General features: G+C 60.5%; 19 protein-coding genes. 11 read left to right on the forward strand and 8 right to left on the reverse strand.

Translation table 11 applies throughout. From position 1 onward, the window contains the following. Nucleotides 1–105: 105 nt before the first annotated feature. Together trpA and trpB are read right to left on the reverse strand one after the other, a co-directional pair. Complete coding sequence (trpA, locus tag C4J94_RS00170) at nt 106–915, reverse strand: tryptophan synthase subunit alpha (protein ID WP_124384459.1); 810 nt, start codon at nt 913–915, stop codon at nt 106–108. After that, the gene (gene trpB, locus C4J94_RS00175) at nt 915–2,141 is read right to left on the reverse strand and encodes a tryptophan synthase subunit beta (RefSeq protein ID WP_124384460.1); all 1,227 of its coding nucleotides are present in this window, start codon (nt 2,139–2,141) and stop codon (nt 915–917) included. The genes trpA and trpB overlap by 1 nt, the downstream gene beginning before the upstream one ends. Nucleotides 2,142–2,251: 110 nt before the next feature. Between trpB and C4J94_RS00180 the strand changes: the two genes are divergently transcribed. Beyond that, entirely contained in the window at nt 2,252–3,148 is an 897-nt protein-coding gene (locus C4J94_RS00180; RefSeq protein ID WP_124384461.1) for a LysR family transcriptional regulator, read from the forward strand. On the opposite strand, the gene C4J94_RS00185 is transcribed toward C4J94_RS00180, so the two are convergent. Continuing rightward, nucleotides 3,145–3,471 carry a YqjD family protein gene (locus tag C4J94_RS00185; protein WP_003170746.1) on the reverse strand — a complete coding sequence of 109 codons (327 nt, stop codon included), beginning with the start codon at nt 3,469–3,471 and terminating at the stop codon, nt 3,145–3,147. The two genes, C4J94_RS00180 and C4J94_RS00185, sit on opposite strands and share 4 nt — an antisense overlap. Before the next feature lie 157 nt (nt 3,472–3,628). Here C4J94_RS00185 and C4J94_RS00190 point away from each other — a divergent pair, with 157 nt between their 5' ends. Then, nucleotides 3,629–3,844 (forward strand): dodecin, encoded by a 216-nt coding sequence (locus C4J94_RS00190; RefSeq protein WP_005783406.1) that lies wholly within the window; start codon nt 3,629–3,631, stop codon nt 3,842–3,844. A gap of 116 nt (nt 3,845–3,960) precedes the next feature. Next, complete coding sequence (locus tag C4J94_RS00195) at nt 3,961–4,185, forward strand: DUF1161 domain-containing protein (protein ID WP_124384462.1); 225 nt, start codon at nt 3,961–3,963, stop codon at nt 4,183–4,185. A 145-nt stretch (nt 4,186–4,330) separates the two neighbouring features. On the opposite strand, the gene C4J94_RS00200 is transcribed toward C4J94_RS00195, so the two are convergent. After that, nucleotides 4,331–5,332: an LLM class flavin-dependent oxidoreductase gene (locus C4J94_RS00200; protein ID WP_124384463.1), complete on the reverse strand. Its 1,002-nt coding sequence runs from the start codon at nt 5,330–5,332 to the stop codon at nt 4,331–4,333. A 216-nt stretch (nt 5,333–5,548) separates the two neighbouring features. On the opposite strand from C4J94_RS00200, the gene C4J94_RS00205 reads away from it, so the two are divergent. Continuing rightward, nucleotides 5,549–5,980, forward strand: coding sequence for an OsmC family protein (locus C4J94_RS00205; RefSeq protein WP_124384464.1), 432 nt, complete (start codon nt 5,549–5,551; stop codon nt 5,978–5,980). 204 nt (nt 5,981–6,184) lie between these two features. After that, nucleotides 6,185–6,424, forward strand: coding sequence for a DUF1161 domain-containing protein (locus tag C4J94_RS00210; RefSeq protein ID WP_003233678.1), 240 nt, complete (start codon nt 6,185–6,187; stop codon nt 6,422–6,424). Here the strand turns inward: C4J94_RS00210 and C4J94_RS00215 are convergent, their stop codons facing one another. Further along, nucleotides 6,425–6,847 (reverse strand): hypothetical protein, encoded by a 423-nt coding sequence (locus tag C4J94_RS00215; RefSeq protein WP_124384465.1) that lies wholly within the window; start codon nt 6,845–6,847, stop codon nt 6,425–6,427. It abuts the gene before it with no gap. A gap of 116 nt (nt 6,848–6,963) precedes the next feature. On the opposite strand from C4J94_RS00215, the gene C4J94_RS00220 reads away from it, so the two are divergent. Further along, on the forward strand, nt 6,964–8,037 hold the full coding sequence (locus tag C4J94_RS00220; RefSeq protein WP_124384466.1) for an aminopeptidase: 1,074 nt from the start codon (nt 6,964–6,966) through the stop codon (nt 8,035–8,037). Between the two features lie 72 nt (nt 8,038–8,109). Then, entirely contained in the window at nt 8,110–10,752 is a 2,643-nt protein-coding gene (locus C4J94_RS00225) for an RHS repeat domain-containing protein (protein WP_124384467.1), read from the forward strand. A 254-nt stretch (nt 10,753–11,006) separates the two neighbouring features. On the opposite strand, the gene C4J94_RS00230 is transcribed toward C4J94_RS00225, so the two are convergent. Both C4J94_RS00230 and C4J94_RS00235 read right to left on the reverse strand, forming a co-directional pair. After that, the gene (locus tag C4J94_RS00230) at nt 11,007–11,666 is read right to left on the reverse strand and encodes an HAD family hydrolase (RefSeq protein ID WP_124384468.1); all 660 of its coding nucleotides are present in this window, start codon (nt 11,664–11,666) and stop codon (nt 11,007–11,009) included. Then, nucleotides 11,663–12,205: a gamma carbonic anhydrase family protein gene (locus C4J94_RS00235; protein ID WP_124384469.1), complete on the reverse strand. Its 543-nt coding sequence runs from the start codon at nt 12,203–12,205 to the stop codon at nt 11,663–11,665. The genes C4J94_RS00230 and C4J94_RS00235 overlap by 4 nt, the downstream gene beginning before the upstream one ends. 101 nt (nt 12,206–12,306) lie before the next feature. Between C4J94_RS00235 and prlC the strand changes: the two genes are divergently transcribed. Together prlC and C4J94_RS00245 are read left to right on the forward strand one after the other, a co-directional pair. Then, the gene (gene prlC / locus C4J94_RS00240) at nt 12,307–14,358 is read left to right on the forward strand and encodes an oligopeptidase A (protein WP_124384470.1); all 2,052 of its coding nucleotides are present in this window, start codon (nt 12,307–12,309) and stop codon (nt 14,356–14,358) included. Beyond that, nucleotides 14,355–14,630, forward strand: a complete 276-nt coding sequence (locus tag C4J94_RS00245) for a YheV family putative zinc ribbon protein (protein WP_124384471.1) — start codon at nt 14,355–14,357, stop codon at nt 14,628–14,630. Before prlC ends, C4J94_RS00245 begins: the two co-directional genes overlap by 4 nt. 40 nt (nt 14,631–14,670) lie before the next feature. Here the strand turns inward: C4J94_RS00245 and C4J94_RS00250 are convergent, their stop codons facing one another. After that, nucleotides 14,671–15,321 (reverse strand): dual specificity protein phosphatase family protein, encoded by a 651-nt coding sequence (locus C4J94_RS00250; protein WP_124384472.1) that lies wholly within the window; start codon nt 15,319–15,321, stop codon nt 14,671–14,673. A 272-nt stretch (nt 15,322–15,593) separates the two neighbouring features. Here C4J94_RS00250 and C4J94_RS00255 point away from each other — a divergent pair, with 272 nt between their 5' ends. Continuing rightward, on the forward strand, nt 15,594–16,346 hold the full coding sequence (locus tag C4J94_RS00255) for a gluconate 2-dehydrogenase subunit 3 family protein (RefSeq protein WP_124384473.1): 753 nt from the start codon (nt 15,594–15,596) through the stop codon (nt 16,344–16,346). 3 nt (nt 16,347–16,349) lie between these two features. Next, the gene (locus C4J94_RS00260) at nt 16,350–18,134 is read left to right on the forward strand and encodes a GMC family oxidoreductase (protein ID WP_124384474.1); all 1,785 of its coding nucleotides are present in this window, start codon (nt 16,350–16,352) and stop codon (nt 18,132–18,134) included. The last annotated feature ends 5 nt before the right edge of the window (nt 18,135–18,139 follow it).

Raw genomic sequence — 18,139 nt, forward strand, 5'->3', positions numbered from 1 at the left:
ACGGCGCGAGGCTTGCAGAGGCGGTTAGACGGCAATAGGCATGAAGTGCTTGTGGGTGACGAAATGTCACCCACAAGCCTAGCGCAAGAATAGGAACCGACGCGTTTACCGGCGAGCGTTACGCACGCCTTCGGCCAGCGCCGCGCAATGGCTCAATACGCCATCGATGGCTTGCTGGTCGTTGCTGGCATTGGCGATGTGATCGATCAGCGCCGAACCCACGACGACACCCTCGGCCAAGCGCGCAATGGCGGCTGCCTGTTCGGGTGTACGGATACCGAAACCGATGCTGATCGGCAGGTCGGTGTGGCGGCGCAGGCGGGTCACGGCCTCTTCGACGTGTTCCAGGGTAGCGGCACCGGCACCGGTCACGCCGGCCACCGACACGTAGTACACAAAGCCTGAGCTGCCATTGAGTACCGTCGGCAGGCGCACATCGTCCGTGGTCGGCGTGGTCAGGCGGATAAAATCGATGCCGGCGGCCTGGGCCGGGTCACACAGCTCGCCGTTATGCTCGGGCGGCATGTCCACCACGATCAGGCCGTCTACGCCGGCTTCCTTGGCATCGGTGATGAACTGCGGCACGCCGTATTTGTGGATCGGGTTGAAGTAGCCCATCAGCACCAGCGGCGTATCGTTGTTGTCCTTGCGGAACTCGCGGACCATCTGCAGGGTTTTCGCCAGGTTCTGCTTGGCTTCCAGTGCACGAATGTTGGCCAGCTGGATCGCCGGGCCGTCGGCCATCGGGTCGGTGAAGGGCATGCCCAGCTCGATCACATCGGCGCCGGCGGCGGGCAGGCCCTTGAGGATGGCCAGCGAGGCGTCATACCCCGGGTCGCCGGCGGTGACGAAGGTCACCAGGGCGGCGCGGTTTTGTTCCTTCAGCTGCGCAAAGCGGGTGTGCAGGCGGCTCATCAGTGTTTCTCCTGCTGGCTGGTTTCCATATGGTGCATCACGGTCTGCATGTCTTTGTCGCCACGGCCGGACAGGTTGACCACCATCAGGTGATCCTTGGGCAGGGTCGGTGCACGCTTGAACACTTCGGCCAGGGCGTGGGCGCTTTCCAGGGCCGGAATAATCCCTTCCAGGCGGCAGCATTTATGGAATGCCTCCAGGGCTTCATCGTCTGTCACCGAGGTGTACTGGACGCGGCCGATGTCGTGCAACCAGGCGTGTTCGGGGCCGATGCCGGGGTAGTCCAGGCCTGCGGAGATCGAGTGGGCGTCGATGATCTGGCCATCGTCGTCCTGCAGCAGGAAGGTGCGGTTGCCGTGCAATACACCGGGCACCCCGCCGTTGAGGCTGGCGGCGTGCTTGCCGGTTTCGATGCCATGGCCGGCCGCTTCAACGCCGATGATCTCGACGCTGGTGTCATCCAGGAACGGGTGGAACAAGCCCATGGCGTTGGAGCCGCCACCGATGCACGCCACCAGGCTGTCCGGCAGGCGGCCTTCCTGGGCTTGCAGCTGGTCGCGGGTTTCCTTGCCAATGACGGCCTGGAAGTCGCGCACCATGGCCGGGTACGGGTGCGGGCCGGCCACGGTGCCGATCAGGTAGAAGGTGCTGTCGACGTTGGTCACCCAGTCACGCAGGGCTTCGTTCATCGCGTCTTTGAGGGTGCCGGTGCCCGCGACCACCGGGATCACTTCGGCGCCCAGCAGCTTCATGCGAAATACGTTGGCCTGCTGGCGCTCGATGTCGGTGGTGCCCATGTAGATCACGCATTGCAGGCCAAAGCGCGCGGCGACGGTGGCGGTGGCCACGCCGTGCATGCCGGCGCCGGTCTCGGCGATGATGCGTTTCTTGCCCATGCGCCGCGCCAGCAGGATCTGGCCGATGCAATTGTTGATCTTGTGCGCGCCGGTATGGTTGAGCTCTTCGCGCTTGAGGTAGATCTTGGCGCCGCCGCAGAACTCAGTCAGGCGTTCAGCGAAGTACAGCGGGCTTGGGCGTCCGACGTAATCGCGCTGGAAGTAGGCCAGTTCTTCGTTGAACGCCGGATCGACCTTGGCCGCCTCGTATTCACGGGCCAGCTCAAGGATCAACGGCATCAGGGTTTCAGCGACGTAGCGGCCGCCAAACGCGCCAAACAGGCCGTTGGTGTCAGGGCCGTTGCGCAGATCGGACTGGGACTGAGTCATGGGACGCTCCAGGAAAGAATGGATGCAGAAAACAATGAGGGCCACTCTACCCCTGCCGTTCCCGGCTGAAAACCGATAAGATCGCCGAAACCTGTCAGGAAAACTCACAGATGAGTCGAGACCTTCCGCCACTCAACGCGCTGCGCGCATTTGAAGCCACCGCCCGCCTCGGCAGCGTCAGCCAGGCCGGCGAGCAATTGCACGTCACTCATGGCGCGATCAGTCGCCAGTTGAAAGTGCTGGAAGAGCACTTGGGCGTCAGCCTCTTCGTGAAGGAAGGTCGCGGCCTTAAACTCACAGATGCCGGCGCGAGATTGCGCGACGCCAGTGCCGAGGCGTTTGAACGGCTACGGGACGTGTGCGCCGAACTCACCCAAAACAGCGCCGACGCACCTTTTGTGCTCGGCTGTTCAGGCAGTTTGCTGGCGCGCTGGTTTATTCCACGCTTGGGCCGCTTGAATGCGGACCTGCCTGACTTGCGTCTGCACCTGTCGGCGGGCGAAGGCGATCTGGACCCGCGTCGCCCAGGGCTGGACGCGCTGCTGGTGTTCGCCGAGCCACCGTGGCCGGCGGATATGCAGGTGTACGAGCTGGCCAGCGAGCGTATCGGCCCGGTAATGAGTCCGCGGTTTGCCGGCTACGCGAGCATGCGCCACGCGCCTGCTGCTGCATTGTGTGGCGAAGCACTGTTGCACACCACTTCACGCCCGCAAGCCTGGCCCAGTTGGGCGCAGCAACACGGGATCGAGCCCGACGCACTGAAGCTCGGCCAGGGTTTTGAACATTTGTATTATTTGCTGGAAGCGGCAGTGGCAGGGTTGGGAGTGGCCATCGCGCCGCAACCGCTGGTGGCAGAAGACCTACGAGCGGGTCGCCTGGTGGCGCCGTGGGGCTTCAGTGAAACCCCGGCGCACCTGGCGTTGTGGCTACCCAAGCGCGCCGCAGACGGGCGCGCCGGGCAATTGGCGCAATGGCTCAAGGCTGAGCTGGCGCGCCAACCGGTTTAGTCACCGCGTTTGCACAGCAGGTAAGCGGCCAGCAGGCCCAGCGCGCCGACAGCCACGCCCGCTGTGGTCCATGGGTGCTCTTGTGCGTAGTCGCGAGTGGCAACACCGGTTTCGCGAATTTTGACTTTGCTTTCTTCATAGGCGTCGCTGATCAGGTGGCGGGAGTGCTTGAGGGCATTCTCGGCATTGCTTTTCAGGGCCTTCAGCGTTTTGCGCGACTCATCGGATGCGTCGTCCTTGAGGCTCTCAAGGGATTTGAGCAGGCTCGAAATCTCGGCTTCCATGCTTTCCAGCGACGCTTTGCGTAAAGAAGTGTTGGCCATGTGGACATCTCCTGAAGTGATTGAGTGGCGTGTGTAAATACCGACTGCGGCGGTTTCAGAAAGTGCATTAAATCTGAACTTTCGCAGCCAAGCGGTCGCCTCAAGCAGTACGAATATTCACTGCTAGTCTTGATTGACGACCCACAGGAGAAACGCCATGAGTGATCATCACACCTACAAGAAAGTCGAACTGGTGGGTTCATCCACCACCAGCATCGAAGATGCGATCAATAACGCCCTGGCGGAAGCCAACAAAAGCATCAAGCACCTGGAGTGGTTTGAGGTGACCGAAACCCGGGGCCACATCAAGGACGGCAAGGCCGCGCATTTCCAGGTCACGCTCAAGGTGGGATTCCGAATCGCCAGTAGTTGATCGGGCGCGTGGAACTTTGACCGCTGGCCGATTGCCATAACCTGCGCTACACCCAACACGTGTCGACGTCTCAAGCGTCGGCACGCTCTTTTGAACCAGCGCAAGGAAAGTATCGGATGAAGAAGTTTCTGTTAGCGGCAGGTTTGTTGAGCATCGCAGGCACGGCCCTGGCGGCCGGGAAGCCTTGCGAAGAGCTGAAAAGCGAATTGGCTGCGAAGCTCGATGCTAAAGGCGTTCAGCACTATTCGCTGGATGTTGTCGACAAAGGTTCAGCAGCCGATGCCAAGGTGATTGGCAGCTGTGAAGGCGGCACCAAGGAAATCGTCTACAAGCGCGGATAACCCGTGCTGCAGACATTCACCGACGCACTTGTGGCGAGGGAGCTTGCTCCCGCTGGAGTGCGTAGCGCTCCTTTGGGGCCGCTGCGCAGCCCAGCGGGAGCAAGCTCCCTCGCCACAGGCGCGTCGGTGTTTTTTTATCTGGAATTTAGCCCTTCATCACCTGCGCCAGCAATTCGTAGGAATGAATCCGGTCGGCGTGCTCGTACAGGTCGCAGGTAAAGATCAGTTCGTCGGCGCCGGTCTGCTCGATCAGCACCTCGAGTTTGGCGCGGATCTTCGCCGGGCTGCCGACCATCGCCAAACCGAGGAAACTGCCCACCGCCTCTTTTTCATGGGGCAGCCACAGGCCGTCCATGGTTTTCACCGGTGGGCGCTGCACCAGGCTTTGCCCACGCATCAGCGCGAGAATGCGCTGGTACACCGAGGTCGCCAGGTAGTCGGCTTGTTCATCGGTGTCAGCGGCGACCAGCGGAATGCCGAGCATGACGTAGGGCTTGTCCAGCACGGCCGAAGGCTTGAAGTGATTGCGGTACACGCGAATCGCTTCATGCATCAGGCGTGGTGCGAAATGCGAGGCGAAGGCGTAGGGCAAGCCACGTTCGCCGGCCAGTTGCGCGCTGAACAGGCTCGAACCCAGCAGCCATACCGGAACATTGGTGCCGGTGCCCGGTACCGCGATCACGCGTTGGTCGGGCGTGCGTGGGCCGAGGTAGGCCATCAGCTCGGCCACGTCTTCGGGAAAGTCGTCCGCGCTGCCGGAGCGTTCACGGCGCAGGGCGCGGGCGGTCATCTGGTCGGAGCCGGGCGCGCGGCCCAGGCCCAGATCGATACGGCCGGGGTACAAGCTCTCCAGGGTGCCGAACTGTTCGGCGATCACCAGCGGCGCATGGTTGGGCAGCATCACGCCACCGGAGCCGACGCGGATAGTCGAGGTGCCACCCGCCAGATAGCCGAGCAACACCGACGTGGCCGAGCTGGCGATGCCGTCCATGTTGTGGTGTTCAGCTACCCAGAAACGGTTGTAGCCGAGCTTTTCCACATGCTGGGCAAGGTCCAGGGAATTGTGCAGCGACTGCGCGGCACTGCCATTGGCGCGCACAGGCACCAGGTCGAGCGTCGAGAATTTTACGTCGGACAGTGATTTCATAGCCTGCTTCTCCAAATTGGGGCGCAGGCTTCTTAGACGAACCAAAACCTGCCGCTTCATGTGCATGTACCCAGCAATGAGGGCATATACCCGAGATTCAATAGCAGTCGTGAAATTTCCTACTTAATTGGTAGGTTTTTCCGACAAGGTGAACTTTGCCACGGCGTCTATCCTCAGAAGCTTACTGACGCAAAACCACCGTTCGAGGAGAAAGCTATGAGTATCGTTAAAAAGGCATCCGCGCATTGGGAAGGCGATCTGAAGACCGGCCTGGGCTCCATTTCCACGGAAACTGGCGTGCTGCGCGAAGCGCCTTACGGTTTCAAGGCCCGGTTCGAAGGCGGCAAGGGTACCAACCCTGAAGAATTGATCGGTGCGGCCCACGCCGGCTGTTTCTCCATGGCGTTTTCCATGATCCTCGGCGATGCAGGCCTCAAGGCTGACAGCATCGACACCCAGGCCGAAGTGACCCTCGACCAGGTCGACGGTGGGTTTGCGATTACCGCGGTGCACCTGACTCTGAAAGCCAAGATCCCTGGAGCCAGCCAGGCGCAGTTCGACGAGCTGAGCAAAAAGGCCAAGGAAGGGTGCCCAGTGTCCAAGGTGCTGAACGCAACCATCACCCTGGATGCCACACTGGTTGACTGACGCGCTTTCCATGTGGGAGGGGGCTTGCCCCCGATAGCGGTATATCAGCCACGCAAGCACTGGCTGACTAATCGTCATCGGGAGCAAGCCCCTCCCACATTTAGTTCTGCGTTAAATCAGAACTCGTGTTTCATGGATGTGGTCCTATAGCTTATGCAGCCTTAGCCGCACATCCGTGCGCAATGCATTCAGGGAGCTACACACATGAAACGTTTTGCTTTGGCAATCATCTGCGGTGTATTGGCCACTTCGGCCGTGGCCGCGCCAAAAGATTGCGAAGAGCTCAGAAAGGAAATCGAAGTGAACATCCAGGCCAAGGCGATCCCGTCCTACACCCTGGAAATCATCACTGCCGAAGAAGCCAAGAACCATGACAGCGCCATGATTGTCGGTTCGTGCGAAAACGGCACCAAACGCATCATCTACCAGAAAAACAACGATTGATCAGATGCAGTTCACACTGCGCTCTTCGGCCAGCAACTGACGCGCCGAGTCATACAGGCGGATGTTGGGCGTGAAGGCTAGTGAGCGCCCTTCCAGTACGTAGCGTTGCCCGGCCTGGAAGTGGTCGTACTGCAGGGTCATGAAGCAGGTTCGATACATCATCTGGCTGAGCCCTCCCAACCCACCGCCGGCGGGCACTTCGAAGTCGAAGCGCACCATCAGTTCGTGGGCTCCGGGCGGCATCTGGAAAAAACGCCCATCGTCGAGGTTTTTCCCATCCAGGCGCTGCGCCATGACCAATTTGGCGCCCGGTGTCGGCGTGGTGAAGTCTACCCAGGCCTGCTGCGGGTCCACGGGTGGGACGGGTGTCGATGTGCAAGCGCTGAGCAATAGGGCGGCGACGGGAAACAGAAACGGGCGCATGGCAGGTACTCAACGCAAGAAGGTATTTTGAGTATAAACATGCCATCACGTGGAAAATTCAAATTCATTTCAAGCGCATCGGCCTGGCGGATACACCACTTGGGAGCAGTCGCGGCATGATCAGGCGTTTTCTTGCAGGGCTGATGGTTGTGCTGCTCAGCGGCTGCTCCAGCGTCAGTTATTACAGCCAATTGGCCAGTGGCCAATGGGAGCTGCTGTGTGCGCGGCAACCGGTGGCCGAGGTCATCGCCGATCCGGCCCGGCCTCAAGGGTTGCGCGAGCATCTTGTGCAATCCCAGAAAGCCCGCACTTTCGCCAGTCAACAGTTGCACTTGCCAGACAATCAAAGCTACCGGCTCTACGCCGATATTGGCCGGCCCTATGTGGTGTGGAATGTCTTCGCCACGCAGGAATTTTCTCTGTCTCCTGAAAATCACTGCTTTCCCATCGCCGGGTGCGTCGCCTACCACGGCTATTACAGCCAGGGCGCGGCGCGCGGTGAGGCGGCGTTGCTGCGTCAACAAGGCATGGACGTGTCGATCGGCGGCGTCGAAGCCTATTCCACCTTGGGTTGGTTCAACGACCCGATCATGAATACGATGATGCACTGGGGCGATGAGCGCCTGGCCACGTTGATCTTCCACGAGTTGGCGCATCAGCGTTTCTATCTGAAGGACGACACCGGCTTCAATGAGTCATTTGCTACCTTCGTCGAGCAGGAAGGTACCCGCCAATGGCGAGCCGCCCGTGGCCTGGCGCCCGTCAGCGATGCGGCGTTGCAGCAGCGTGACCAGTTTATCCAGCTGATTCTCGATACCCGCAAACGGTTGGAAAACCTCTACGCCCAGCCGCTGCCCGCCGAGGCGATGCGGGCGGGCAAAGCGGCAGCGTTCGAGCGTTTGCGCAACGACTACCAGCAACTGCGCGACAGCCAATGGGGCGGTGACAAGCGCTATGACGCCTGGATCAACCAGCCGATGAACAACGCCCGGCTGTTGCCTTTCGGACTGTATGACCAATGGGTGCCGGCGTTTGCCGCATTGTTTCGGCAGGAAGGCGGGGATTGGGTCAGGTTCTATCGGGCGGTGCAGGCGTTGGGCGGTTTGGCTGCGCCAGAGCGCAAGGCCCGTTTGCAGCAATTGATGAACGGGCACCAGGAGATGGCCGCCGAGGCGCCTGGATACAAGTGATATTTACGTATCGCACGGCTCTGAGGCGCGGTGATTAAAGTTTCCTGACCTTTACAGTCTCAGGTTTTACTCATGTCCCTGCATCAGAACACCCCAACCTTGACGGCGATCGATCCACGCGGATTGGCTGTGCGCACGGTTGGTTACTACCGGGCGACTGCCCAGGTCGAGCTTGAGGCGCGTATCGGCCGCCAAGTGTTCAACGCTTCGGGTTTCCTCGTGCAGCAGTACGGGCCGCGTCAGTGGATGGCCAGTGACTCGCAGGGGGTGAAAAAAGCCAGTCACGTGACGGCCTGCAGCCTCGGGGGCCAGCCGATCTACATCGACAGCACGGATGCGGGCTGGCGCTTGACGTTGCTGGGTGCCGCAGGTCAGTGGTTGCACAGGTGGGACGGTCGCGGCGCTCACCGTAGGTGCACTTATGACGCTTCGCTGCGGCCCGTGGCAGTGTTCGAGCAGGCGGCCGATGAGTCATCTGAGCGCTGTGTAGAAAGGTTGGAATATGCCGCTAATTCAACGGCTGAGGCGGTGAACAATCGCTGCGGCCGGCTGGTGGTGCATGACGGCGAGTGCCTCAGGACGCGCTTTGAGGCCTATGGGCTGCAGGGGCATGTAGTAAGGCAGGCACAGCGTTTTCTTCGAGAGACTGCAACGGTCAACTGGCCCTTGCAAGCCACACAGCGAGAAGCGTTATTGCAGGATGAAGACTTCGTGACGTCATGGCGTTTCAGTGCGCTGGGGGAAGAGCTTCAGCAGGTAGATGCAAAAAACAATGTGAAAGACAGTCGTTATGGACGCATCGGTGAGCTACTGGAAGTGGGCGTCACCCTGGCGGGCGGTACTCGTCAGGTCATCGCGGCTGGGGCTGGCTACAACGCCAGTGGCCAAGTGATCACCCAACGCGCTGGCAACGGCGTGGTAAGCAAGTGGAGCTACGACGCACGCAGTCAGCGGCTGGAGCGACTATTGACCTATCGCAGCGGGGCAAAGAAAGAACGATTGCAGGATTTGACGTACAGCTACGACCACGTCGGCAACGTAATCAAGATTGTCGACGCAGCCCAACCCATCCAGTGGTCGAGCAACGCCCAGGTCATAGCGGTCAGCCGCTATGCCTATGACACGTTCTATCAGTTGGTCCAGGCCAGGGGGCGGGAGAATGCGCACAACAGCGCTGGACCGGGACTGCCCACGCGGGCCACTTTCGGCGCGGCAAACGATAGCCAATGGCGCAACTACACCCGCACCTATACCTATGACGCCGATGGCAACCTGCAAAAGCTGCAGCACGTGCCTAGCAGTGGCAGCGGCTACACGCGGACGATGAAGGTAGCGACGGTGGGCAACCAAAGTCTGCCGAGTACAGGCCCATTGATCGAGTCGCCCGGATTGGGCAAGGGTTTTGACCTCAATGGTAACCAGCAGCAACTTGAGCGTGGGCAGACCCTGAACTGGGATGTGTCCAACCGATTGGCCAGTGTTGTGTTGGTGGCCCGTGAGGATGGGGCTAACGATCAAGAGCTGTACGGCTATGATGCCGCCGGTCGGCGGGTGATAAAACACTGCATATCCCGGGCGCGTGCGCTCACTCATCGTGCGCAGGTGTGCTATCTGCCGGGGCTGGAAGTACGGCGCGACAGTGCCAGTGGCCAATGGCTGAATGTCTTGAATATTGAAGTCGGCCGCTACAGCGTGCGGATACTTCAATGGGAAAAGGGTCGCCCTGCTGAACTTGCGAACCATTCCATTCGTTGCAACCTGTCGGATCACTTGGGCAGCAGCACCCTGGAGCTGGATGAAAAGGCCCTGTTGATCAGTCAGGAAAGTTACTACCCATTTGGCGGCACTGCAGGGTGGGCGGCGAGAAGCGCCGTTCAGGCCAGCTACAAGACTCGCCGCTACAGTGGCAAGGAACTTGATGCGACAGGGCTTTATTACTACGGGTTGCGTTACTACGCGCCCTGGTTGCAGCGTTGGATCAGCCCGGATCCGGCAGGCACGATTGACGGGCTGAATCGATACCGGATGGTGCACAACAACCCGATGAACAGGGTTGATCGCCAAGGGATGATTACCTCCTTGCCCACCGACTGGAGTTCGGCAGGTCGAGGCAGGTTGCCAAGCCTTGGGCACAACGTGGCCCAGGGCGCTGCACAAGGCGTGGTACTGGGCGGGGTTGCTGCGCTAGGGGCCAAGCTGACGGGCGTTGTGGGCGCCTCGGTCGCCTTTGGCGCGTTCGTCGCCGGTGGCGTAGGTTTAGCCGCGGTACGCAACGTTTCGGATGAAATCCGTCATTCATTGTGGGTAGGGTCACCCAGTTATCACAAGCTCGTCGCGGGTGCGGAGTCGGCTTCTGCGCTGTTGAATGCAGCGTATGCGGCGATCGATGATCCCGCTAACGTAACTGAACTAAATCAGCTGAATGCGCGGTTTTTCGGGGCAAGGCAAGGCGCGAGCAACCTGCAGGAAACGATGTCTGCGGTGAGTTACTACCATGACAACTTTCACAGAATAAGTGTCATGGAGCACCATGAAGGCAGGACCACCGTTGAGGCGATTTCAGCCAGAGGCACATTGGAGTCCGGCACGCTGACGATGCCAGGCTTAAAACGACTGATGTATTTTCAGCGCAATTTTCTGGAGCGGTCTTCTACAGAGGAAATCGCTCATACATTCATTCATGGTCACTCACAGCGCGCTCGCTACCCACGATGAAGGCGGTAGTTCGGCCACCGAGGAGACGTTGTCGTCCTACTTGGACCGACTACGCAGTGAGAGGATTTCACTGGCCACCAGTGCGGAGGCCAACACCCATTATTTTTCTTTGTTGGCCGCCTTGCACCTCAATAAAGCCGACTATCTGCGCAGGAAAAACAGGCTGACCAGTGGAATATCCGCTCACCGTGCAAGCGCACCGGCGGCAAGTGCTCCGGTGCGCAGACGCAGGCCTTGAAAGACAACGTGGCCTGTTAACGGTGGCGCATGAACGCCTGGTGCAACTCGGCCACTGTTTCAAAGTGCCAGGTGGGCGCCTCGGCATGCAGCTCTTCAAAGCTGCCAAACCCATACCCTACCGCCGCCGAGTCCAGCCCATTGCTGCGCGCGCCGATCAGGTCGTGCTTGCGATCACCGATCATCAAGGTGGTGGACGGGTCCAGCCCCTCTTCGCGCACCAGGTGGGCGATCAGCTCGACTTTGTTGGTGCGTGTGCCATCCAGCTCGCTGCCGTAAATCACCTTGAAGTGCCTGGCGAAGTCGAAATGCCGCGCGATCTCGCGGGCGAACTCCCACGGCTTGGAAGTGGCCACATACAGCTGGCGGCCCTGGCTGTTCAGCTCTTCCAGCAAGGGCATCACCCCGTCGAACACCTGGTTTTCATACAGCCCGGTCACCTTGAAGCGCTCGCGATAGAAATTCACCGCCTCCCACGCCTTGGCCTCGTCGAAGCGATAGAGCTGCATGAACGCTTGCAGCAACGGCGGGCCGATGAAGTGTTCGAGTTTGGTCAGGTCCGGCTCATCGATGCCCAGTTTGCCCAGGGCGTACTGGATCGAACGGGTGATGCCCTCGCGCGGGTCGGTGAGGGTGCCATCGAGGTCAAACAGGACGGTGGGGTGGTGCAAGGTCATTGGTCGAATCCTTGCGCGATGTGCAGGTCTTTGAGCTTCACGTAGTTCGCCGCGCTGTAGGTGAAAAAGGCACGCTCCTTGTCGGTGAGCGGGCGGACCTGTTTAACCGGGCTGCCAACGTACAAAAAGCCGCTGGCGAGTGTCTTGCCCGGCGGCACCAGGCTGCCGGCCCCAATGATCACGTCATCCTCCACCACGGCGCCGTCCATCACGATGCTGCCCATGCCGATCAGAATGCGGCTGCCCACGGTGCAGCCATGCAACATGACTTTATGAGCGATGGTCACGTCGTCACCGATCAGCAGCGGAAAACCGTCCGGGTTGAACGGGCCGGCGTGGGTAATGTGCAGCACACAGCCGTCTTGCACGCTGGTGCGTGCGCCGATGCGGATGCGGTGCATGTCGCCGCGAATCACCGTCAAGGGCCAGACTGAGCTGTCGGCGCCGATTTCGACATCGCCGATCACCACCGCCGAAATATCGACAAAAGCCCCGGAGCCCAGGGTGGGCGTGTGGTTCTGATAGGTGCGAAGGGTCACGATAGCCTCTCTCTGTTGTACTGATAGCTGCGGTGGGTGTTGATTGTAATTAAGATGGCCCCATCTTTGTCTTATCAGTTTCTTCAGCCAAGGTGCCCACCGTGAGCGCGAACAATCCTCTTCTGCAGCCCTACGACCTGCCGCCGTTCTCGGCGATCCGTGCCGAGCATGTCCAGCCGGCCATCGAACAGATCCTTGCCGATAACCGTGCGGCTATCGCAGACATCCTGCAAAGTCAGGGAAAAAATCCGACATGGGCGGGCCTGATTCTGGCCATGGACGAGCTGAACGACCGCCTGGGCGCCGCCTGGAGCCCGGTCAGCCACCTCAACGCCGTGTGCAACAGTGCCGAGCTGCGCGAAGCCTATGAGGCGTGCCTGCCGGCATTGAGCGCCTATTCCACCGAGATGGGGCAGAACCGTGAACTGTTCCAGGCTTTCGAAGCCCTGGCCAACAGCCCCGAGGCCGCCGGTTTCGACGTGGCGCAGAAAACCATCCTCGAACACTCGCTGCGCGACTTCCGCCTGTCGGGTATTGATTTGCCGCCAGCGCAGCAAAAGCGCTACGCCGAGGTGCAAAGCAAGCTTTCGGAGCTGGGCAGCAAATTCTCCAACCAGTTGCTGGACGCCACCCAGGCCTGGACCAGGCACGTCACCGACGAAGCCACCCTTGCCGGCCTGACCGATTCGGCCAAGGCGCAAATGGCTGCGGCCGCCCAGGCCAAAGGGCTTGATGGCTGGCTGATCACCCTGGAATTTCCGAGCTACTACGCGGTAATGACCTACGCCCAGGACCGCGCCCTGCGTGAAGAGGTCTACGCGGCCTACTGCACCCGCGCGTCGGACCAGGGCCCGAATGCCGGCCAGAACGACAACGGCCCGGTGATGGAGCAGATCCTCGACCTGCGCCAGGAACTGGCACAGCTGCTGGGCTACGCCTCGTTCGCCGAACTGAGCCTGGCCACCAAAATGGCCGAGTCCAGCGACCAGGTGCTGAGTTTCCTGCGCGACCTGGCCCAGCGCAGTAAACCGTTCGCGACGCAGGACCTGCAACAGCTCAAGGCCTACGCCGCCGAACAAGGTTGCCCCGACCTGCAAAGCTGGGACAGCGGTTTCTATGGCGAAAAACTGCGCGAGCAGCGCTACAGCGTGTCCCAGGAAGCGCTGCGCGCCTACTTCCCGATCGACAAGGTACTGGGCGGCCTGTTTGCCATCGTGCAGCGCCTGTACGGCATCGAAATCGCCGAGCAGAAAGGCTTCGACGCCTGGCACCCGGATGTACGCCTGTTCGAGATCAAGGAAAACGGCCAGCATGTCGGCCGCTTCTTCTTTGACCTGTATGCCCGCGCCAACAAGCGCGGCGGTGCCTGGATGGACGGCGCCCGCGACCGTCGCCGCACCCTCGACGGTGTGCTGCAGAGCCCGGTGGCCAACCTGGTGTGCAACTTCACCCCGGCCGACAGTGGCAAGCCTGCCCTGCTGACCCACGATGAAGTGACCACCCTGTTCCACGAGTTCGGCCATGGCCTGCACCACCTGCTGACCCGCGTCGAACATGCCGGCGTGTCCGGTATCAACGGCGTGGCCTGGGATGCGGTGGAGTTGCCGAGCCAGTTCATGGAAAACTGGTGCTGGGAGCCTGAAGGCCTGGCGCTGATTTCCGGCCACTACGAAACCGGTGAGCCGCTGCCGCAGGACCTGCTGGAAAAAATGCTCGCGGCGAAAAATTTCCAGTCCGGCCTGATGATGGTGCGCCAGCTGGAATTCTCGCTGTTCGACTTCGAATTGCACGCCACCCACGGCGACGGTCGCAGTGTGGCGCAGGTGCTTGAAGGCGTGCGCGATGAGGTTTCGGTAATGCGCCCACCGGCCTACAACCGCTTCCCTAACAGCTTCGCGCACATCTTCGCTGGCGGTTATGCCGCGGGTTATTACAGCTACAAATGGGCCGAAGTGCTGTCGGCGGATGCCTTCTCCAAGTTCGAAGAAGACGGCGTGCTCAATGCCCAGACTGGCCGTGCCTTCCGTGAAGCGATCCTTGCGCGGGGCGGCTCCCAGGAACCGATGGTGTTGTTCGTAGACTTCCGCGGACGTGCACCGTCGATTGACGCACTCTTGCGCCACAGTGGCCTGAGTGAGGACGCAGCAGCATGAGTGAAGGGCCTGTGATTACCAAAAAGCAATTTATCGCCGGGGCGGTCTGCCCGGCGTGCAGCGAGCCGGACAAGCTCAAGATGTGGACCGAAGACAGCGTACCGCACCGCGAATGTGTGGCCTGTGGTTATACCGATACGCTCAATGACCAGGGGCTGTCGGTACCCAAGGAGTTGGGCACGCGGGTCAATACCTCGGCACTGAAAGCGCCGGCGGACCCGAAGGTGCAAGCGGTGCAGTTCTTCCCCAATCCCAAGCTCAAGAAAGAGTGAGTGGCTGCGGGAGCGAGTACGCTCGCTCCCGCCGTTGCGTTCACTTGGCGTCCTTGACCGTTGTACTGATCCAGCTCTTCATCGAGCACAGCGCAAACGCGCTGGTGCTGCACTCACCGTTCGCCAGGGCGGTACGCAACTTGTCGACATCGGCCCGCATCATGTAACGAACGCCATCCTTGAAGCCGCTGCTGGTGCCAAAACCGCCCAGAGTCATTTCGTTCAGCGCCTCTTCCTTGCTCCATCCCTGGATCACCACGCGATACATCGCGGCCATCAGCCCCGTGCGGTCAGAGCCGTGCTTGCAGTGCATCAACACCGGGCCGCTGGCCTGCGCCTGTTGAATCGCTCGCAGTGCCGCCAGCACGTCGGAATCTTCGACATGGTTGGTGCGATAAGTGATCTGCACCTCTTTGATACCCGATGACTTCAGCCAGGGCGAATCAGACTCCGGCAAAAAGTTGATCACCGTACCAATCTTCAATTTCTCCAGCACCGGCACGGCGCCAGCGTCAGGCAAAGCGCTGCGGTAGAGCGTAGGCGTCATTTGGTGCAGGTTGTATTGGTCGCCCACCGGCTGGGCCCACTCAGGCGAGCGAATGGAGGAGACCTCCTCCGCGTCGGCATTAACGCCTGTGAACAGGGCCATCAATGCCAAGCCGAGGGCTGGCAGCAATCGAATCTTTAACATGGGGGGCGTACCGACCAAGGCAGTGTTGATGGTGCACAGAGTCGTCCGTACGGGGTGAATGAGGTGTGAGGTGCTCGTCAAAGAATCGTGAACCCTGAAGGCTGATCCGGTGTTTTTGTCACTGGGCCAGTCTTCTCAATGCTTAGCCTGCTATCATTTGTAACTATTGTTTGCCAGAGTGATCTATCTTTTGGATCCCATTCTCTGGGCAACTCTTCACGCTGCTCCCAGAAGCGGCTGATCAATCCGTGACCACATGATGAGGTGCACCCATGTCTGATCAAGATCAAGACAACCCCCGGCGTGACTTTCTGCGCAAATCCTTGACCTTGATCCCGGTGGTCACGGTTGCCAGCACCGGCCTTGGCGGTTCGATGCTGATGGCGACACCCGAGCCCGCCCAGGCGGCGCCAACCAAGCCTGCGGTCAGTGACAAGGCGTATGAGCCAACCTACTTCACCGCCGAGGAATGGGCGTTCATCAACGCCGCCGTCGAGCGTTTGATCCCCGCCGATGCCCAAGGCCCAGGTGCCCTGGAAGCCGGCGCTGCGGAGTACATCGACCGTCAAATGAACACGCCGTACGCCAGTGGCGCACTGTGGTTCATGCAAGGCCCCTTCAACACCGATGCCGCGCCGGAAATGGGCTGGCAAAGCAAATTGGTGCCCAAAGAGATCTATCGCCTGGGTATCGCCGCGACGGATGCGTGGTCGAAGGCGTTCAACGGTAAGGCTTTTGCTGCGCAAGACAGCGCTACCCGAGACGATATGTTGCGTCGCCTGGAGGCGGGTGGCAGTGAAGTGAGCGCTCATTTCGAGGCGGTGCCGGCCAAGATGTTCTTCAACCTGTTGCTGCAGAACACCAAGGAAGGCTTTTTCTGCGACCCGATCCACGGCGGCAATAAGGGCATGGTCGGCTGGACCATGATCGGTTTTCCCGGCGCCCGCGCCGATTTCATGGACTGGGTGGAGCGCAACGAGCAATACCCCTTCCCGGCTGTTTCCATTCGCGGCGAGAGGGCATAACCCGTGGCGACCATCATGAAGAAAGTGGACGCGGTGATCGTGGGCTTCGGCTGGACCGGCGCGATCATGGCCAAGGAACTGACCGAAGCCGGCCTCAACGTGGTCGCGCTGGAACGCGGCCCGATGCAGGACACCTACCCGGACGGTAACTATCCCCAGGTCATCGACGAATTGACCTACAGCGTGCGTAAAAAACTTTTCCAGGACATCTCCAAGGAGACGGTGACCATTCGCCATAGCGTGAATGACGTCGCCCTGCCCAACCGTCAGCTCGGTGCCTTCTTGCCGGGTAATGGTGTCGGCGGTGCCGGCCTGCACTGGTCGGGCGTGCATTTTCGTGTCGATCCCATCGAGCTGCGCATGCGCAGCCACTATGAAGAACGCTACGGGAAGAATTTCATTCCCAAGGACATGACCATCCAGGACTTCGGGGTCAGTTACGAAGAGCTAGAGCCGTTTTTCGACTACGCGGAAAAAGTCTTTGGCACCTCCGGCCAGGCCTGGACCGTCAAAGGCCAGTTGGTGGGGGAAGGTCGTGGCGGTAACCCCTACGCACCGGATCGCTCGAACCCGTTCCCGCTGGAGTCGCAGAAAAACACCGTCTCCGCGCAGCTGTTTCAGAAAGCGGCGGCTGACGTGGGTTACAAACCCTACAACCTGCCGTCCGCCAATACCTCAGGGCCCTACACCAACCCTTATGGTGCGCAGATGGGCCCGTGCAACTTCTGCGGCTTTTGCAGTGGCTACGTGTGCTACATGTACTCCAAGGCGTCGCCGAACGTGAACATCCTGCCGGCGTTGCGCCAGGTGCCGAATTTCGAGCTGCGGCCCAATTCCCACGTACTCAAGGTCAACCTGGACAGCACCCAGAAGAAAGCCACCGGTGTGACCTATGTCGACGGCCAGGGCCGCGAGTGCGAGCAACCGGCCGACCTGGTGATCCTCGGCGCGTTCCAGTTCCACAACGTGCGCCTGATGCTGCTGTCGGGCATCGGCAAGCCTTACGACCCGATTACCAACGAAGGTGTGGTGGGCCGCAACTTTGCCTACCAGAACATGGGCACGATCAAGGTGTTTTTCGACAAGGACACCCACACCAACAACTTTATCGGCGCTGGCGGCAATGGCGTGGCCATCGACGACTTCAACGCCGACAACTTCGACCACGGCCCCCACGGCTTCGTGGGGGGCTCGCCGATGTGGATCAACCAGGCGGGCAGCCGGCCGATTGCCGGCACCTCCAACCCACCGGGCACGCCGGCCTGGGGCAGCGCGTGGAAGCGCGCCACTGCCGATTACTACACCCACCAGGTGTCGATGGACGCCCACGGCGCCCATCAGTCCTACCGGGGCAATTACCTGGATCTGGACCCGGTTTACCGCGATGCCTACGGCCTGCCGCTATTGCGAATGACCTTCGACTGGCAGGAAAACGACATCAAGATGAACCGCTTCATGATGGACAAAATGGGCAAGGTCGCCCAGGCCATGAACCCCAAGGCGATTGCGGTACTGGGTAAAAAAGTCGGTGAGCATTTCAATACCGCGGCGTACCAGACCACCCACCTCAACGGTGGCGCGATCATGGGCACCGACCCGAAAACCAGCGCGCTGAACCGCTACCTGCAGAGCTGGGATGTGCACAACGTGTTCGTCCCGGGGGCGTCCGCTTTCCCACAGGGTTTGGGTTACAACCCTACCGGGCTGGTGGCGGCGCTGACCTATTGGTCGGCCCGTGCGATCCGCGAGCAGTACCTGAAAAACCCCGGCCCGCTGGTTCAGGCATAAGGAGC

Source organism: Pseudomonas sp. R5-89-07, assembly GCF_003851685.1.
Lineage (GTDB): Bacteria > Pseudomonadota > Gammaproteobacteria > Pseudomonadales > Pseudomonadaceae > Aquipseudomonas.

What these genes read in the sequence shown, in the direction of transcription:
- trpA (WP_124384459.1), bottom strand. Translation starts at nt 915, where the DNA reads ATGAGCCGCCTGCACACCCGCTTTGCGCAGCTGAAGGAACAAAACCGC.
- trpB (WP_124384460.1), bottom strand. Translation starts at nt 2,141, where the DNA reads ATGACTCAGTCCCAGTCCGATCTGCGCAACGGCCCTGACACCAACGGC.
- C4J94_RS00180 (WP_124384461.1), top strand. Translation starts at nt 2,252, where the DNA reads ATGAGTCGAGACCTTCCGCCACTCAACGCGCTGCGCGCATTTGAAGCC.
- C4J94_RS00185 (WP_003170746.1), bottom strand. Translation starts at nt 3,471, where the DNA reads ATGGCCAACACTTCTTTACGCAAAGCGTCGCTGGAAAGCATGGAAGCC.
- C4J94_RS00190 (WP_005783406.1), top strand. Translation starts at nt 3,629, where the DNA reads ATGAGTGATCATCACACCTACAAGAAAGTCGAACTGGTGGGTTCATCC.
- C4J94_RS00195 (WP_124384462.1), top strand. Translation starts at nt 3,961, where the DNA reads ATGAAGAAGTTTCTGTTAGCGGCAGGTTTGTTGAGCATCGCAGGCACG.
- C4J94_RS00200 (WP_124384463.1), bottom strand. Translation starts at nt 5,332, where the DNA reads ATGAAATCACTGTCCGACGTAAAATTCTCGACGCTCGACCTGGTGCCT.
- C4J94_RS00205 (WP_124384464.1), top strand. Translation starts at nt 5,549, where the DNA reads ATGAGTATCGTTAAAAAGGCATCCGCGCATTGGGAAGGCGATCTGAAG.
- C4J94_RS00210 (WP_003233678.1), top strand. Translation starts at nt 6,185, where the DNA reads ATGAAACGTTTTGCTTTGGCAATCATCTGCGGTGTATTGGCCACTTCG.
- C4J94_RS00215 (WP_124384465.1), bottom strand. Translation starts at nt 6,847, where the DNA reads ATGCGCCCGTTTCTGTTTCCCGTCGCCGCCCTATTGCTCAGCGCTTGC.
- C4J94_RS00220 (WP_124384466.1), top strand. Translation starts at nt 6,964, where the DNA reads ATGATCAGGCGTTTTCTTGCAGGGCTGATGGTTGTGCTGCTCAGCGGC.
- C4J94_RS00225 (WP_124384467.1), top strand. Translation starts at nt 8,110, where the DNA reads ATGTCCCTGCATCAGAACACCCCAACCTTGACGGCGATCGATCCACGC.
- C4J94_RS00230 (WP_124384468.1), bottom strand. Translation starts at nt 11,666, where the DNA reads ATGACCTTGCACCACCCCACCGTCCTGTTTGACCTCGATGGCACCCTC.
- C4J94_RS00245 (WP_124384471.1), top strand. Translation starts at nt 14,355, where the DNA reads ATGAGTGAAGGGCCTGTGATTACCAAAAAGCAATTTATCGCCGGGGCG.
- C4J94_RS00250 (WP_124384472.1), bottom strand. Translation starts at nt 15,321, where the DNA reads ATGTTAAAGATTCGATTGCTGCCAGCCCTCGGCTTGGCATTGATGGCC.
- C4J94_RS00255 (WP_124384473.1), top strand. Translation starts at nt 15,594, where the DNA reads ATGTCTGATCAAGATCAAGACAACCCCCGGCGTGACTTTCTGCGCAAA.